At 63.8% G+C, this 16,421-nt stretch carries 15 protein-coding genes, 1 tRNA gene and 1 pseudogene; 6 read left to right on the forward strand and 11 right to left on the reverse strand.

What is annotated here, in order from left to right:
* Positions 1-37: 37 nt before the first annotated feature.
* From M3B90_RS09340 to M3B90_RS09350, 3 genes are read right to left on the reverse strand one after another with little or no spacing between them, the layout of a single operon-like run.
* Entirely contained in the window at positions 38-385 is a 348-nt protein-coding gene (locus M3B90_RS09340; protein ID WP_259890088.1) for a DUF4298 domain-containing protein, read from the reverse strand.
* 4 nt (positions 386-389) lie between these two features.
* A complete protein-coding gene (locus tag M3B90_RS09345) occupies positions 390-896 on the reverse strand; it encodes a GNAT family N-acetyltransferase (protein ID WP_259890089.1) in 507 nt (168 codons plus the stop codon).
* Positions 889-1,890: an LLM class flavin-dependent oxidoreductase gene (locus tag M3B90_RS09350; RefSeq protein WP_259890090.1), complete on the reverse strand. Its 1,002-nt coding sequence runs from the start codon at positions 1,888-1,890 to the stop codon at positions 889-891. The genes M3B90_RS09345 and M3B90_RS09350 overlap by 8 nt, the downstream gene beginning before the upstream one ends.
* Positions 1,891-2,017: 127 nt before the next feature.
* Here M3B90_RS09350 and M3B90_RS09675 point away from each other — a divergent pair.
* Positions 2,018-2,489, forward strand: a pseudogene (locus M3B90_RS09675) (RNase H family protein); the annotation flags it as partial.
* 333 nt (positions 2,490-2,822) lie between these two features.
* Here the strand turns inward: M3B90_RS09675 and M3B90_RS09360 are convergent.
* The 5 genes from M3B90_RS09360 to M3B90_RS09380 all read right to left on the reverse strand — a co-directional run bounded on the left by M3B90_RS09360 (position 2,823) and on the right by M3B90_RS09380 (position 8,364).
* Positions 2,823-4,337 (reverse strand): HAMP domain-containing sensor histidine kinase, encoded by a 1,515-nt coding sequence (locus tag M3B90_RS09360; protein ID WP_259890092.1) that lies wholly within the window; start codon positions 4,335-4,337, stop codon positions 2,823-2,825.
* Between the two features lie 2 nt (positions 4,338-4,339).
* On the reverse strand, positions 4,340-5,059 hold the full coding sequence (locus tag M3B90_RS09365) for a response regulator transcription factor (RefSeq protein WP_259890093.1): 720 nt from the start codon (positions 5,057-5,059) through the stop codon (positions 4,340-4,342).
* 75 nt (positions 5,060-5,134) lie between these two features.
* Positions 5,135-5,725: a lipopolysaccharide assembly LapA domain-containing protein gene (locus M3B90_RS09370; RefSeq protein WP_259890094.1), complete on the reverse strand. Its 591-nt coding sequence runs from the start codon at positions 5,723-5,725 to the stop codon at positions 5,135-5,137.
* Between the two features lie 118 nt (positions 5,726-5,843).
* Positions 5,844-7,517 carry a DNA repair helicase XPB gene (locus M3B90_RS09375; RefSeq protein WP_259890095.1) on the reverse strand — a complete coding sequence of 558 codons (1,674 nt, stop codon included), beginning with the start codon at positions 7,515-7,517 and terminating at the stop codon, positions 5,844-5,846.
* Entirely contained in the window at positions 7,510-8,364 is an 855-nt protein-coding gene (locus M3B90_RS09380) for a hypothetical protein (RefSeq protein WP_259890097.1), read from the reverse strand. The genes M3B90_RS09375 and M3B90_RS09380 overlap by 8 nt, the downstream gene beginning before the upstream one ends.
* A 146-nt stretch (positions 8,365-8,510) precedes the next feature.
* Here M3B90_RS09380 and gndA point away from each other — a divergent pair, with 146 nt between their 5' ends.
* Positions 8,511-9,971, forward strand: coding sequence for an NADP-dependent phosphogluconate dehydrogenase (gene gndA, locus M3B90_RS09385; protein WP_259890099.1), 1,461 nt, complete (start codon positions 8,511-8,513; stop codon positions 9,969-9,971).
* A gap of 90 nt (positions 9,972-10,061) precedes the next feature.
* Here gndA and M3B90_RS09390 read toward each other — a convergent pair whose 3' ends face one another.
* Positions 10,062-12,284 carry a helicase-associated domain-containing protein gene (locus M3B90_RS09390; RefSeq protein ID WP_259890103.1) on the reverse strand — a complete coding sequence of 741 codons (2,223 nt, stop codon included), beginning with the start codon at positions 12,282-12,284 and terminating at the stop codon, positions 10,062-10,064.
* 43 nt (positions 12,285-12,327) lie between these two features.
* On the opposite strand from M3B90_RS09390, the gene M3B90_RS09395 reads away from it, so the two are divergent.
* Positions 12,328-12,403 (forward strand) — tRNA-Leu (locus M3B90_RS09395).
* Between the two features lie 6 nt (positions 12,404-12,409).
* Here M3B90_RS09395 and M3B90_RS09400 read toward each other — a convergent pair.
* Together M3B90_RS09400 and M3B90_RS09405 are read right to left on the reverse strand one after the other, a co-directional pair.
* Positions 12,410-12,679: a hypothetical protein gene (locus M3B90_RS09400; RefSeq protein WP_259890105.1), complete on the reverse strand. Its 270-nt coding sequence runs from the start codon at positions 12,677-12,679 to the stop codon at positions 12,410-12,412.
* Between the two features lie 134 nt (positions 12,680-12,813).
* Positions 12,814-13,011: a hypothetical protein gene (locus M3B90_RS09405; RefSeq protein WP_259890108.1), complete on the reverse strand. Its 198-nt coding sequence runs from the start codon at positions 13,009-13,011 to the stop codon at positions 12,814-12,816.
* Between the two features lie 264 nt (positions 13,012-13,275).
* Here M3B90_RS09405 and M3B90_RS09410 point away from each other — a divergent pair, with 264 nt between their 5' ends.
* The 3 genes from M3B90_RS09410 to M3B90_RS09420 form a co-directional block, all read left to right on the forward strand.
* Positions 13,276-13,983, forward strand: coding sequence for a YggS family pyridoxal phosphate-dependent enzyme (locus tag M3B90_RS09410; protein WP_259890110.1), 708 nt, complete (start codon positions 13,276-13,278; stop codon positions 13,981-13,983).
* Between the two features lie 63 nt (positions 13,984-14,046).
* A complete protein-coding gene (locus M3B90_RS09415) occupies positions 14,047-15,426 on the forward strand; it encodes an MFS transporter (protein WP_259890112.1) in 1,380 nt (459 codons plus the stop codon).
* Positions 15,427-15,503: 77 nt separating this feature from the next.
* The coding region (locus tag M3B90_RS09420; RefSeq protein WP_259890114.1) for a Bax inhibitor-1/YccA family protein at positions 15,504-16,421 on the forward strand (918 nt) is incomplete at its 3' end.

Raw genomic sequence — 16,421 nt, forward strand, 5'->3', positions numbered from 1 at the left:
GGTGCGGGGCCTCCCTTATGCGTAGGAAGTCCGACGGTTACTCGTCTTCTCCCGGGACGCTTACGAAGAAGTGCGAGGAGATCGCAAGGAGCTCGCGCATGAGCTCGTATTGACCGCCGTGCATGTCCCAGATCTCATCTTCGCCGGCGGCTTCGGGGCGTTCGTCAATCGATTCGGTCGTTTGGACGTCGGCGAGCCAGCCGTTGTCGTAGTAGGCCATGAGGGGCTTCATGGCGTCGTTGTAGGCCTTGATGGCTTCGAGGCCTTCGACGGCTTTTTCGTAGGCTTCACGGGACTTCACGAGGTTGTCTTGGGCCGCGTTGAGGCGCGAGAGGGCGGCCTTTTGGTCGGCGCTGTGCTCGTCGGGAGCGGTGTTCGTATTCATGGGCTCAGTGTGCCACGAGCTGTTTGACGTAGCACTGGGAAACGCCATCCTCGATGTAGGGCGGAAAGAGCTCGGGGAGGCGCTGCCACCCGGTTTTTTCGTAAAGGGCGATGGCGTCTTCTTGAAGGCTGCCGGTGTGGAGGTAGAGCTCGTTTGCGCCTCGCATGGCAGCGTCCCTTTCGATATGCCGCAGGAGGTTCGTAGCGATGCCTTGCCCTCGGTACTTTTTTCCGACGATAAGCCGTTTCACCTCGAGGCGGTCGGCGAGTGCTCGAAGCATCACCGTGCCAACGGCGGTGTTGCCGTGGAGCGCGAGGAGGACCGTGAGGATCGTTTTCGGGTCGAGAGTTTCATCGCTGCGGCCGGCAAACTCGGGGTGGGCGGCGTAGTAGGCGTTGTAGCGGGGCTCGAGTTCAGCGTCTTTCTCGGCGTGCAGCGCCGCGACCCGCGGGTCGTCGAGGCTGGTCTGAATGATGCGCGGTTGCGACGATAATGTCGTTTTCTCACGCAAGCCAAGCCTCCGCGAGCAGACGCTGGCTCTCGTATCTGGCCGCGGGGTCGTGGAAGTAGTTGGAGACGATGAACTCATCGGCATGCGTCTCCTCCGCGAGGCGGGAGAGCTCGGATTCAACCCTGCCCGGGGAGCCTACCGCTCGCACCGCGAGCGCACCGTTCACGCGATCGAGAACCGGCGTGGGCAGCAACGCCGATACTTCGGTGGGCGGCTGAATCAACTGGCGCTTACCAGAACCGAGCGCCGCGAACGCCTGCTGCAAGGTTGAGAACTGGCGCTCGGCCTCAACGTCGGTCTCGGCAACGTACACGTTTACGCCCACCATCACGCGCGGCTTCTCGATTTGTGCGGTGGGCGCATCGGCGTTGAACTCGCGGCGATAAAGCGCGATCGCTTCCTTGTACTGGAACGGTGCGAAGTGGCTCGCGACGGCGAACGGCAAGCCGAGCTGACCCGCAATACCCGCGCCCGCGAGGGAGCTGCCAAGCACCCACATGGGCACGTTCGTGCCCTGCGCAACGTAGGCGCCGATTCGGTAGCGCGAGAGCGTGTCGTCGCTCGCCCAGGCTTGCATGTCGGCAACGGCGCGCGCGAAATCCTCGGGTTCGGCGCTCGTGCGACCAAGGAGCTGCGCGGTGAGCGGGTCCGTGCCAGGGGCGCGGCCAAGACCGAGATCGATCCTCGGGCCGTGAAACTGCGTGAGCGTTCCGAACTGTTCGATCACCTGAAGCGGCGCGTGATTCGGGAGCATAATCCCGCCCGACCCCACGCGAATGCGCTTCGTACGCGAGGCCGCGCGATCGATCAAGAGCGACGTCGCGTTCGAAGCGAGGTTCAGCGTGTTGTGGTGCTCCGCGAACCAATACCTCTTATATCCCTGTTCATCGGCGAGCTCGACAGCTCGCATAGAGGCCTCGATTGCCTCGGAGAAAGACTGCCCCTCGCTCACCCCTACGAGATCAAGAATCGCGAGGTCAGGACGCTTGGACATAGGAAACCTCCACACATGTGCGCTCGATGGGCGCGTGAAACCGTCGGACCCTCCCTCAACGCCCCGCGAACGCGCCGCTATTCCATTCACCGGCACAGGTGCCCGGGCGCTGTGAAAAAATGACCCCATGACAATCACCGCAGCAGCAGACGGTTCCGCACTCGGCAACCCTGGCCCTACCGGCTGGGCGTGGTACGTGAGTGAGGACTGCTGGAGTGCCGGCGGAAGCGCGCACGGTACGAACAACATCGGTGAGCTCACGGCGGTGCGCGAACTCCTCAGCCACACACGCGAGGCAGGGCGCGCGAGCGAAGAACTCGTGATCCTGTGCGACTCGCAGTACGTCATCAACTCCGTCACGAAATGGATGCCCGGCTGGAAGAAGAAGGGCTGGAAGAAGAAGGACGGCAAGCCTGTTCTCAATGTTGAGCTCATGCAGGCGATCGATCGCGAGATGCAGGGGCGCAGCGTGCGCTTCGAGTGGGTCAAAGGCCACGCGGGCCACGACATGAACGAGGCCGCCGACGAGCGCGCGCGGGCCGCGGCAACCGCCTACCAGAAGGGCGAGGCGCCGAACGAAGGGCCCGGTTTTACGGGCGCGGTCCCCTCGCGTGAAAAGCATCAGATTCCGACGCCTGCCGCGCTTGAGCGCTCCCTGTGGCTCGAGAGTGCGCCCCCGGTCGAGATCCTAGGGGAAAACCCCCATCTCGTTGATACGCGCGCCCGCGCGATGAGCCCCGAGGAATGGGCGAAGGGCGTTGAGGCGCTGCGCGAGCGCGGCGTGGAACTGAAAGGCGATGTCACCGTGCGCGAGGTTGGCTCGCACCTTCACCTGACCGACTCGGTGCTCGAGGCCTCGGGGCGGAGCTTTCGCATCGTGAGCCTGTGGGGTGGCGAAACTCCGCGGATCCTCCATCAGCAGTGGGCCACGCTCAGCTGAGCTTTGCCCCCGGAATCTCTACGCGGAACGTTGCACCGCCGCCATCGGTCTGGTGGATTGAAATCGTGCCGTTGTGGTGCTGCATGATCGTTGCCGCGATTGAGAGGCCGAGGCCTGCGCCGCCACCTTGAGTCTGCTGACGTTGGCGGGACTCGTCGGTGCGGAAGAATCGTTCGAACACGCGCTCGCGAGTCTCGGCGGGGATGCCCTCGCCGTGATCGCGAACCTCGATGATGGCTTTGCCGTCGCGGCCGTTGCCGAGGGCGACCTCCACGGGTGAGCCCTTGGGTGTGTGCCGGTTCGCGTTGCCTACGAGGTTGACGATGACCTGCCTGAGTGCTGCCTCATCGCCGAGCACTCCGAGCGGGGGGACGCTTTCGGGGGAGAGAACGGCGCCCGCGAGATCCACGATCGCGACCTCGCGCGTGGGGTCGAGCGCGCGCAAATCCTGCACAACGTCTTTGATGATCCCCGACGCATCGAGCGGAACGAGATCGAATGACCGTTGTTCATCGAGCCGCGCGAGCCTCAGGAGCGATTCCACGAGCGAGCCCATGCGCTTCGCCTCATCCTCGATGCGGCGCATCGCTTGCGCGACATCCTCTTCGCGAGGCATCGCACCCATGCGGTACAGCTCGCCATTGCCGCGGATCGCTGCGAGCGGGGTGCGTAGCTCGTGCGAGGCGTCCGCAACGAAGCGGCGCATACGCGATTGGCTCGCGAGAGCCTCCGCTTGTGACTCGGCCTGCGCCTGGAAGCCCTTTTCGAGGCGGATGAGCATTTCATTGAGGGCGACGCTCAGCGAATGCACCTCTTGCGAGGAGTAGCTCACCGGGATGCGCGTGCTGAGCGTGCCCGCGGCGACGTTCTTCGCGGCCTTTTCCACATCGCGCAGAGGCTCGAGCGCATAGTGAAGCACGTAGCCGCCGAGTCCCACTCCCACGAGCACAACCATCGTGCCCACGAGCACGATGATGAGCGCCATCTCGTTCATTGTGTTGTCGACGCCCCTAAGGGGGAGTGCGACGAAAACCGATGGTCCATCGGGGTCGTCTGAGGCGACTGCGCGCACGCGCCACGACTCGCGATCGCCTGCCACGAGGGTAAAGGGCTTCCCCTGGAGAGACACGACCTCGTCGCGGGTCAATTGAGGAAACTCGAGTGAGAGGTCGCCGTCGGAATCCTGCACCACCCGCTGCAAAACCCCGCCGGACTGATCCTGCCACTCGACCACGTAATCCACGGGGGTGTACTGCGCACTCGGCGAACCGGTCGTGATCAGTGAAATATTGCGGCGCGGATTTGCGATCGCGCTCGGGTTCACCGCCGCAGCGAGGTCAGCGTCGACGCTTTCGATGAGGGTGCGCTTAAGCAGGAACAGTGAAAGCGCGCCCGTCACGATCGTTCCCGAAACGAGAACAAGCGCAATGAGCGCGACGATCCTGGTCCACAGCGAGACCGGTCGGTGGGCTCGTGAGGGCCGGTCTTTCTTGGTGGCGACGGCCAAGGTCAGCGCGGATCAGCGGGGCGAAGAACGTAGCCAATACCCCTCTTGGTGTGGATCATCGGCTCACCGACCACGTCGATCTTGCGGCGAAGGTACGAAATGTAGCTCTCGACGATGCCAACCTCGCCCGACCAGTCGTAATCCCACACGTGGTCGAGGATCTGCGTTTTCGACACGACACGGCCAGCGTTGAGCATGAGGTAGCGAAGCAGCTTGAACTCGGTGGGGGAGAGATCGATCGGTGAATCGGCGCGCGTGACCTCGTGCGAATCTTCATCGAGGCGAAGATCGCCCACCACGAGTGCGCTCTCGCTCGGTTCGGCGATGCCAACGTGGGTGCGGCGCAGCACCGCGCGAATGCGAGCCACGACTTCCTCGAGGCTGAACGGCTTCGTCACGTAGTCATCGCCGCCGACCGTGAGGCCCGCGACCTTGTCCTTTGTTTCGTCACGCGCCGTGAGGAAGAGGATCGGGTAGTGGTGACCCTTGTCGCGAAGGCGGCGGGTGACCGTGAAGCCGTCGATATCGGGAAGCATGACGTCGAGAACGATGAGATCCGGCTCGTTCTCGGTTGCAAGCTTGATGGCCTCGGCGCCATTGGAGGCCGCAAACACCTCGAAGCCCGCAAAACGAAGGCTCGTGGCGAGAAGATCGCGAATGTTCGGTTCATCGTCGACGACGAGGAGGCGCGCCTCGTAGTCCTGCTCCTGCTCCGTATTCATGGGTCAATGGTGTAACCCGAAGGTGAAGTTTTGCTGAATGTTGCCTGTGACTTCCGGGCAGGTGTGGCGAATCAGCTACTTTCGGTCGCGGCGGTACTTGTGAAGCTCCCATCCCATTTGGATCATGCGCACCGAGCCTGCGAGCGCCATGATGAGCGCGCCCGCGATCGCCGCGAGCAGCATCGCCACGCCAAGGGGGAGGTTGAACTGCCACGTGAAGTACTCAAACTGCGTGGCGACGTTGTTCTGAATAATAAACACGAGCAGCAGGATCAAAAGGATCGCCCCCACGATGAGCGACGCCCACACGACCGCCATGCGCGACTTCGGCGCGGGCTGAGGGCTGTGCTGCTCATTCTGCGGCGCGGCGGAAGGAGCCGGCTTCGGGACGTTCTGAGTGTGCTGCGCCTGCGAGGTGCGCGGGTTCGGGCGCGCGGCGCTTTGCGTGGTCGGGTTCGCTTGCGCGGCGGGTGCGCTCGAGGTGCTCTTGGGGTCCGACGTCTGAGCGGCCCCGCCGAAGCCCGGTGCCTTCGGTGCGGCCTGCGCCGAGGAGGCAGTGGTGCCCGCGTTGTTCAAACCCGCACCTGCCGGGTTTGCGCGCGTGGCATCCTCAGCCTTGGCGTCGCGGAAAGAATCGGAGAAACCGTCGTATTCCTTGGTGTTCATGCTTCAAGCGTACCCGGCAAGTGCGAATGCTCGGTGACAGCCACTCGAAGACCAGGCGCGGCAATGGGGTACGGCAGGCGTCGGACCCTTACCCGTGCGCACGGAGCCGAGCCCTGCGCTAAGCGTTCCCCGCCGCCAAATCTTGCGCATCGAGAATCCGATAGCCGTAGCCCTGCTCCGCGAGAAAGCGCTGCCGATTCTGCGCGAAGTCCTGATCCTGCGTATCGCGCGTGACCACGGTGTAGAAATGCGCCTCGCGCCCATCGCGCTTCGGCCGCACGATCCTGCCGAGCCGCTGCGCCTCCTCCTGGCGCGAACCGAACGCGCCACTCACCTGAATAAGCACGCTAGCCTCGGGCAGATCGAGCGAAAAATTCGCGACCTTTGAGACGACAAGAAGGCGGATCTTGCCTTCGCGGAACGTGGCGAAGAGCCGCTCGCGGTCCTTAAGGGAGGTATCGCCCGTGACAAGGGGCGCATCGAGTCGCCCCGCGATTTCCTCGAGCTGATCGAGGTACTGGCCAATCACGAGAATCCCCTCGCCCGGGTGGCGTGCAACGAGGTGTTCAACGATCGGGAGTTTCTCGGGGCTCGCCGCCGCGAGCCGCTGCCGATCTCGTGGCTCCGCCGCCGCGTAGACCTTGCGCTCGGTGCTTGTCATCGCGACGCGCACCTCGGTCATGCGCGCGGGGGCGATCCAGCCCTGCGACTCGAGAAGCTTCCACGGCGCGTCGTAGCGCTTGGGGCCGATGAGCGAGAATACTTCGCCCTCGAGACCGTCCTCGCGCACGAGGGTCGCCGTAAGACCGAGGCGTCTTCGCGCTTGGAGATCGGCGGTCATGCGGAACACGGGCGCGGGAAGAAGGTGCACCTCGTCGTAGATGATCAGACCCCAGTCGCGCGCGCTCACGAGTTCGAGGTGAGGGTGAATAGCTCGACGTTTGGAGGTGAGGACCTGGTATGTCGCGATCGTGACCGGGCGAATCTCTTTCTTCGCGCCGCTATATTCGCCGATCTCGCTCTCGGTGAGGGAGGTGCGTTCGAGAAGCTCGCGCCGCCACTGCCGTGCCGAAACCGTGTTTGTCACGAGCACGAGGCACGTGCGCTCAAGCGCCGCCATGGCGCCCGCGCCCACGGTCGTTTTCCCCGCCCCGCATGGAAGTACGACCACGCCGCTTCCGCCGTTCGTGAACTGATCGATCGCTTCCCGCTGGTACGGGCGCAGCTCCCAGGTGCGTGGTGAATCGGTAAGCGCGATTGGGTGGCTCTCGCCGTCCACGAACCCCGCGAGGTCTTCGACCGGCCAACCGAGCTTGAGCAGCTGCTGCTTGAGGGCACCGCGCTCGCTCGGATGGATGATCGCCGTCGTGTCGTCGAGGTGCTCGCCCACAAGTGGAGAGATGCGCTTCGAGCGAAGCACCTCGGTGAGGATCGCGGCATCCTTCGCAAGGAGCACGAGTCCGTGAGCGGGGGAGCTCTGGAGACTCAGAACGCCATAGCGATCCATCGTGTCCGCGACGTCCACGAGGAGGGCGTGCGGAACGGGAAAACGCGAATGCGTGAGGAGAGCATCGACAACCCACTCCGCGTCGAAACCCGCCGCCTTTGCGTTCCACAGGCCGAGGTTCGTGAGGCGGTACGTGTGAACGTGCTCGGGCGACTTCTCGAGCTCTGCGAACGGCGCGATGGCTGCGCGAGCCTGATCGGCCGCCGGATGGGCGACCTCGAGAAGGATTGATTTATCGGACTGGACGATGAGGGCGCCCGTGCCCGCATTTCCCGCGCTAGACAACGGGGGCCGGGCGTGTGCCCTCGATGCGGGAAATCATCGAGGAGTAGAAGAGCGACGTGAACGCTATCAACACGGGGAGGAAGAGCATGCCAATGATCGTGATGGCGAAGGCGAAGCCGAGGGCACCCGTCACGAGCCACATGAGGATGACGTGTGCAGGCTTTGCGAGGGCCCTGTTAGCCGCGTCTTTGAACGCGCTAATCGGGCCACAGGCTCGGTTCGCTGCGAGATACGGCGCGAGCGAGAAGAAGAACATGCACGCAATCGGGCCAATGAGGGGAATGATGACCGAGAAGAATGAGAGGAGGACGTAAAGAATGTAGGTGAAGAAGGTTTTCCAATGGATGATGCCGTTGCCGATCGTGGGGGTTTGCCCTTGCGCCACAAGGCCAGCGGACCTCGCCGCGCCGCTCATCCACGCCGCGAGCGGAAGCTGGATGAGAGCGATGATGGCGTACACGGCGAGAATGACAATGATGATTGCCGGGGCCTCCCAGCCCGTGGGCTCGCTCGACTCAAAGGCATTGACCAGCGCGAAGATCGACGCAAAGTAGCCAATGCATAAAGCGATAAAAAGGATGACGTACAGGGCTCCCCAGATCAGGCCCGGCACGACGAGCGCAACCCAGTTCTTCGCGAAGGCCTGCCATGCCCACGAAAACGATTTCGAGATGTCGTTGCCAACGTCGGTCCCGGGAGGCGGCCCGTCGTACGCTCCGCCTGCGGCTGCTCCCGCGTACCCCGCATGTGCCTGCTGCGCGCTCGAGGCGAACTGCGGCTGCTGATACGGCTGTCCAGCCGCCGGATTGCTGAACGTTCCGGGAGCAGGCTCGTACGGATCGGTCATGATCTCTCCTCTATCTCATTCGCGGGAGGGACTGTCGGCCCACATTATTCCTTATCGGGGCTGTACACAGCACGGGCTCTTAGACTGTTCTCGAACGAGCGCCGCGTCGCGCCAATTCCACTACACACCGAAGGAGCCGCACGAGCATGGCCAATTTTGATCCCGCCCCCCACTCTGTTGCCGACATCGGCGTGACCGGCATGGCGGTCATGGGCTCGAACCTCGCCCGCAACCTCGCCCGCAACGGCTTCAAGGTTGCCATCCACAACCGCTCCGTCGAGAAGACCGAACGCGTGATCGCCGATCATGGCACCGACGGCGAGTTCTACCCCTCGGAGACGATGGACGAATTCGTCGCCTCGCTCCAGAAGCCGCGCGTCGCGATCATCATGGTCCAGGCTGGTAAGGCGACCGATGCCGTGATCGAAGAGCTCGCGAGCCGCATGGATGAGGGTGACATCATCGTGGACTGTGGCAATGCCCTGTTCAGCGACACCCTCCGCCGCGAGCAGGAGCTTCGTGCGCGCGGCCTCCACTTCGTGGGCTCAGGCGTATCCGGTGGCGAAGAGGGCGCTCTCAACGGACCTTCGATCATGCCCGGCGGCTCGAAGGCGAGCTACGACCGCCTTGGCCCGATGTTCGAAAAGATCTCGGCGCACGTGGACGGCGTCCCCTGCTGCACCCACGTCGGTGAAAATGGTGCGGGCCATTTCGTGAAGATGGTTCACAACGGCATCGAGTACGCCGACATGCAGGTCATCGCCGAGGCCTACGACCTCATGAGCAAGGCGCTCGGTATGAACGCCCCCGAAATCGGCAAGGTCTTCGAGAAGTGGAATGAAGGCCCCCTCAACTCGTTCCTCATCGAGATCACGGCCGCTGTTCTCGCCCACACCGATAACGTGACCGGCAAGCCGTTCGTGGACATCATCCTCGACCAGGCCGGCCAGAAGGGCACGGGTGCGTGGACCTCGAAGACGGCCCTCGACCTCGGTATTCCTGTCACCGGTATCGCCGAAGCAACCTTCGCCCGCTCGACTTCGGGTGGCACCGAGCAGCGCGAGGCCGGCCGCGCCGTACTCAAGGGCGAGGCGCAGACAATCCAGATTGACGACGCCGAGCAGTTCATCAGCGACCTCCAGCAGGCGCTCTACGCCGCGAAGCTCGTGAGCTACTCGCAGGGCTTCGACGAAATCAAGGCCGGCGCGAAGGAATACGGCTGGGACATCAAGCTTGGCGACATGGCGCGCATTTGGCGTGGCGGCTGCATCATCCGCGCGCGCTTCCTCAACCGCATCACCGAGGCGTACGAGCGCAATCCCGAGCTTCCGCTTCTACTTGCCGATGAGTACTTCACCACCGAGATTACGAAGTGCATCCCCGCGTGGCGTCGCATCGTCGCGTTTGCGGCAGCCGTCGGAATTCCGGCGCCCGTGTTTTCCTCGACCCTTGCGTACTACGACGCGGTGCGGGCCGAGCGCCTCCCCGCGGCCCTCGTGCAGGCGCAGCGCGACTACTTTGGCGCGCACACCTACCGGCGCGTGGATGCCGAGGGCACGTACCACGTGGAGTGGACGGGCGACCGCACGGAGACCCGCCAAGACTGATCTTTCCCCTCTCCGGATTGCATAGGGGGTGTGGGGGTTTTGTTGATGCGGATAACCCCCACAACCCCTATGCAATCCACAGTGGTGGGGTTAGGGGAGGAGGACCCGGTGGATCAGCACCGTGAACTCTTCACCCGATTCCACGTCCCTCGCGCGCAGCCTTCCACCCTCGAGCGCGAGCGGCTCAATCCACAGCACGCTCGTGCCTCCGCGACCGTCGACGATCCCGATCTGCATCTCGCGCTCGTTTGCGATCGCGGCGAGGAGGCGCTGCGGGACGCTGACCTCTTCGAGGCGCCCCGCTTCAGCGGCTCGGATTCGCGCGAGCGCCTCGGAAGGTTCGACATCGAGGAGCGGCTCGCGACCGTCGGACTCGAGCTCAAGGCCTACGGGGCCACCGCGCACCGACCCAAGAGTGCGCTCATCGACGGCCGCACCACCCGGTCCCGAGGCGAGCGGTGCGAGCCCAGCCGCACGCGCCGAGCCCATCACGAAGCCCGGGTCGCCGCTTGAGATCACGACGGTCGGGGCGAGTCGCGTGAGTCCAAGCCGCGCCGCCTCATTCGAGGCCATGAGCCTGTCCAGGTGCTCCTCTTCCCCCGTGATGAACGACGTCGCGGGGCCGACGGTGACCTGGCCACGCTTGCGCGCCTCATCGCGCACGAGGTACTCGAGCACGTCGGGGACTCCCGTGAGCGAGAGCTCCGCGAGCTCCTCGAGTAGTGCATCGGCGGACCCACCTGCGCCTAGCCCACGCGCGATCGACTCACCCGTGACGCGTGCAACGACGCCCGCGCCGCGCGAGGTGACCTCGGCCCACTCAAGAACCGCCGTGACGCGCGGACCGGGAAGCCCCGGAACAGTCACCGTGAGGTCGGAGTCGAGAAGGATCTGCTCGACGGGCTCGGGCAGCATGCCCCCAAGCGCATTCTCGAGCGAGTTAATCGCCTCTCCTTCGTCGAGTTCGAGCGACGCAAGCGCCGCGGGAGCGAGTGCGCTTGGAACACCATCCACGACAAGCCCAAAGGCCTCCGCCTCGCGCGTAAACGCATACGCCTCCTCGAGGATCGCCGCGCGCTGCACCGTGGGAAACGCCCACGCGAGCGACTCCGCGAGACTCGCGGCGCTCGCCTCCCGCTCGGGATAGTCCGCAAGGTGGCGCAGCATATGCCGCCGCCTTACTTTCACCCCTTTTCTTCCGACGCTTGCCGAGAGCGCGGCGCGCGGACTTTCGCCCGTGCGAGCCTCTCCTTCGTTGAGCCCGTCGAGGCTCACGTCCCCGAGTCGCGTTCCCGAGAGGGCACCGAGGTAGTTGGAGCGTAGATACGCCGAGCAAAGATCGGCCCAGCGGCGCGCGGGCGAGGCGTCGGAAAACTCTCCAAATTCGCGCGTGACCTGCCATGTTTCGCCATCGTTGCCGATGAGCCCTCCCACCCATGCTGCATGGATGATGCTCGCCCACGTCTCGTGGCTCGTGCCCGCGGTGGCGGCGAGGCGGCGCGCGTCGCGCAAGGGGAGGCCGCCGCGTTTGAGAACCGACGGTGGGTCGGCGTGCCACGTGCCGATCGTCGCGGCGATGCGACTCGCCTCGAGCGCGGCTTCGATCGCCTGTGCGTTGCGAGAACCTTCGAATCGTTCCGGCGGTGCTTCCGGGCCGGGGGTGGGCGCATGCGCGAAAGAGCGGTGGATGACCCCATCGCGAAGCGCGAGGTGGATCGTGCGGGGGATGAGCACGCGGGGGCCGTCTGGGCCGTTGACTTTCGTGATGAGGCGCGCGCTCGCCAGGCGCGTGGCAAGCGAGGACGTGGGCGAGCCCGTGAGGCGAGCGGGGGCAAATGCGAGGGAATCTGCGACGTCGCGAAGCTCAGCGGGGAGGCTCTCGACTATTTCGCGTGCCTCCTCGGGGGTGGGGTCGTGCGAGAAACGAGGGGCGAGCCCCGCGGGGTGAGGGAGGGCTTCGGCGAGGGCCCGCACGGGAATGAGGGATCGGCCGCTCGCGTCGGTGTATACGAGTCCGAGCGTGGCGAGTCGGTAGACGTGCGGCGCGATCTGTTCTGTTGAAGAGCTCACGGCCTGCGCGAGCTGCTCAGGGGTGACGGGGCCTGCGTAGGCGGCGAAGACGTCGGCGAGCTGTAATTCGGGAAGCACGAGGCTGCCGATCGCCCTCAGGACGCTTCCCGGTTGAGCAGCGCGTGCCGCGAGCGGTGCAATTCCGAGAGGAATGGGAGAGATGAGGTCTTGGCGCGCATGCAGAAGCTCGATGAGCCGTGCATCATCGAACTCTCTCAGGGCGTCGGCGAGCGTGCGGGCCATGACTTCAGCCTATCCCCTAGGATGGAGGGGCCCTTCGGGTAACGCCCCCATAGCCCAACGGCAGAGGCAGAAGACTTAAAATCTTTTCAGTGTGGGTTCGAGTCCCACTGGGGGTGCCACTGTTCCTATTCGGGACGTTGAACATCGTCGGCTGAAGGATGATGAGGCCCGTCTCGCCTTTCGGGGAAGTATTTGCTCACCATGTTCATGACGGGCATGGCGAGAAACGCGGCAGCGACCCACGGCTGGTTGAGGACGGCGCAGGTCACGGCACCGGCCATGGCCGCGATAGCGAGGAGCGCGCCGGTGCGCCTCGCTCGGGGGGTTTCAGTGATAGTGGCGTCGACAATGCGGTCGCGCCGCGACGACTCGTCAGAAGTGAATGATTCTGACATTCGCATAATTCGTTCTTGGAAATCGCCATAACGATCCCAGTCGTCAGGGTGGGGAAGAAGGCCAGAGAAGGCCTCGGTGAGCTCTATCGAGCGCGAAGAGAGCTGGTTCTGCTCGAGGACATGGGCAGCCGCGATCAGTTCGTTGGTGTCGTGAAGCTCGTGTGCTGGTTGGAGCGCCGGGCCATCTTTTTGCGAACGACCTTCTTCTGCCGCGGCGCCGTGCGGTTGAGTTCCTGCATGAGGGTCGAAAGCGCGCGCGGGCTGTCGAGCTCGTAGGGATTCGCGCTGGCGGGGATTTTGGGCAGCTTCGGGAAGAGGTTCACTGTGGTCATGATGATCGCCCCTTTCGTGTGACGCCATTGTGTCATGCCCCCTTCGGCTTGTCGTGAGTACTGGTGGCACTCGTGTTTCCCACTTGCGATCTTGTCACCCATGACGCAGGGGGCCGAAAGTTATCCACAACGCTTCGTCAGGCGCCTAGTGCCACGCCACCGGGTCCCTACCCGCGCGCACGCCGTCGTGATATGACGGTGGTGAGGGGTCGTCGCGGTCGACGGCCCGCATATAGAGCAATGGCGAAAGGGACGTGAACGGTCATGATGGGTGAAAAGATCGACGAGCTTCTGCCTCGGATCGAGGCGGCGCTCGAGCGCGGCGGGCGATCGATGGGCGACCTCCAGATTTTGCTCGCGACGAAGACCCGCACGGCTGAGGAAATCCGCGAGGCCGTGGAGCTTTTCAAGGCGCGCGGCATCACCGTTGGCGTTGGCGAGAACCGTCAGCAGGAAATCGCGAAGCACGCCGATCTCGAAGATCTTCACGAAGCGGGGATCTTGCGCCATTTCATTGGCCACATCCAGTCGAACAAGGCTCGCGACATCACGCGGTTCGCCGATCTCGTGCACTCGATCGATCGTGAGAGCGCGCTCGCGAGTATCGAGAAGCGCGCCGCAAACGATGGCAAGGTGCAGCGCGTGCTCATCCAGGTGAACACTTCGGGCGAGGAGTCAAAAGGCGGCTACGACCCGGATCTCGGCCTGCTCAAGGAGGTTGCACAGCGCTGCAACGAGAGTGACTCGCTCGCGCTCGAAGGTCTCATGACGATTGGAACGAACACGGACGACGAGGTCGAGATTCGCCGATCACTGCGCCAGCTTCGTGAGCTTCGCGACGGTCTCGGCATCGAGGCTGTCAAGGAGCTTTCGATGGGCATGAGCAACGATCTCGAGATCGCGATCGAGGAAGGCGCCACTATTGTGCGGCTCGGCTCGGTGGTGTTCGGCCCGAGGGACTATTCTCACTAATGCATCCGTGCCCGAGGGCGCGCAGCGGATTGGCCGACCCGCCGTCTCCCGAGAAGGATTCTCGTGCGCCCCAGCTCCTATGACACCCTGACGCCCTTCCAGCGTGCCTTTGCTCTCTTCGCCATCGCGATCGGTGGTTTTGGCATTGGCTCGAGCGAGTTCGTGTCGATGGGCATCCTGCCCGATATCGCTCGCTCGCTTCTTCCTGAGCTCATGGCGGCGAATCCCGAGCACGCGATCGCGCAGGCCGGCTGGGCTGTGAGCGCCTATGCGTTTGGCGTCGTCGTGGGTGCACCGACGATTTCTCTCCTGGGCGTCAAGATCGCTCGCCCGAAGCTCATCATGCTTCTCGCGTTTGGCCTTCTCGTGGGCTCGGTGCTTTCTGCCACGATGCCGCTTTTTGGCCTGCTCGTGCCCGCGCGTTTCCTCGCGGGTCTTCCGCACGGCGCGTTTTTCGGCGTGGCCGCACTGCTCGCCGCCGATGTGATGGGGCCCGGCAATCAGGGCAAAGGGATCGCGCTCGCCCTCATGGGGCTCACGGTCGCGAACCTTCTCGGCGTTCCACTCCTCACCGCGTTCGGCCAGCAGCTCGGTTGGCGAACCGCCTACTGGATCGTCGCGGGCGTATTCGCCCTGTCGATCCTCCTGCTGTTCCTCGCGATTCCGCCGCAAGAAGCGCCAAAGGGGCGCAGCGCAAAGGACGAGCTTGCGGCGTTCAAACAGCCGCGCATGTGGATGGTCATTGCGATCGAATGTGCCGGTTTCACAAGCTTCTTTGCGATGTATGGCTACATCGCCGACGTCACGGTGAGCGTCGCGGGCATCGACAAGCTGTTCATCCCCGTGATTCTCGCTCTCGCTGGTGCCGGCATGACGCTCGGCAACTGGATCGCGGGCCACCTCACGGATTGGTCGTACCGCGCGAGTCTCTTCATCGTGTTTCCGATCTTCATCGTGATGTTTATCGTGCTCATCGCGCTGCGCGAGAATCCGGTTGGCTTCGGCGTAGGCGTGTTTCTCGTGAGTGCGACGAGCTCGATCACGAGCCCTCTTATGCAGGCGTGGCTCATGACGAACGCCGGAAAGTCGGTGACGCTCGCGGCGGCCTCGCATCACGGCGCCTTCAACGTCGCGAACTCTCTCGGCGTGATGTTTGGCGGGTTCATTTTGAGTGCGGGGTTCGGTTTTTCCGCGGTCCTGTATCTTGCGGGAGGTCTCGCCCTGTTCGGTATGGTCGTGACCTTCGTTGGTCTGTGGATCGATCGTGATGGTGTTCACGACATCAACGCCCTCAATCAGGAGAGCGAAGATTTGACGTTTGGTGTGAGCATCGTGCGCACGGAAACGGGAGAGATGCTCGCGATTGCTGCGGGTGCGGGCGGCGAGAGCGTCGCGCTTGAGGCCGACGGCGCCTATCTTGAGTCGCACCAACGTTCGGAATAGTCGCTGCCTGAATGGCGTTCCATGAGCCTTCACTACACTGTGTGTACGTAGTGATGCCCTCGAGAAAAGGACACCCCGTGGCGCGAAACAATGGAATTTTGAAGAAAAGCCCGGCTTTCAGTAGCTCGGGCGGGTACGCTCCCGCTCCCGAGTACAACCAGGCTCCGGGCGCGCAGCAGCAGTTCGGCCAGCCTCAACAGCAGGCTCCGCAGTATCAGGCCCCCCAGTATCAGGAGGGCAGCTACAGCCAGGCTGACCTCGAGGCGATGTACAACCGCCCAGCGGCGACGGGTTTTGATACGGGCCGCATGACGTGGCGCAACACGATGAATGCGATCACGGCGACCTTCGGCGTGATCATCGCCGTGGCGTTTGTTGTCATGATGCTTCCCACTATCGGGGGTCTCGTGACAGGTACGGAAGAGGGCCGCCAGGTTGGCTTCGCCTTCGCCTCGATTCTTGCGATCGTCGGTGCGGTCGGCGCCTTCGTGGCTGTCATTGTGAATGCGTTCAAGAAGAAGCCGAGCATGATTGTCACGCTCGCGTACGCACTTTTCGAAGGCCTCCTCCTCGGCGGCATCAGCGTGTTCTTCGAGCAGGCATACCCGGGCATCGTGTTCCAGGCCGTGATCGCAACTCTCGCCGTCACTGGTTCGATCGCCGTGCTGTTCCGCCTGGGTAAGCTGCGCACGAGCCCGACGCTCACGAAGATTTTCGTCGTTGCCTTCGGCGCGTACTTCATTTTCACGATCGTGAACCTCGTGCTCGTTTTGCTCGGCATTGCGAACCTCCGCACGGGCCTCCTCGGCATCGTCATTGGTCTCGCCGCCGTGGCCCTCGCGAGCTACAGCCTCGTCATGGACCTCGAGCAGATCAAGAACGGCATCGATAACGGTGCCCCGAAGGGGTACGCGTGGACGGCCGCACTTGGCCTCGCCGTGACAGTTGTGTGGATGTACACGGAGATCCTGCGCATCCTCGCGATCTTGCGCGAC

The sequence above is a fragment of the Dermabacter sp. p3-SID358 genome, assembly GCF_025147465.1.
In the GTDB taxonomy this organism is placed as follows: Bacteria; Actinomycetota; Actinomycetes; order Actinomycetales; family Dermabacteraceae; genus Dermabacter.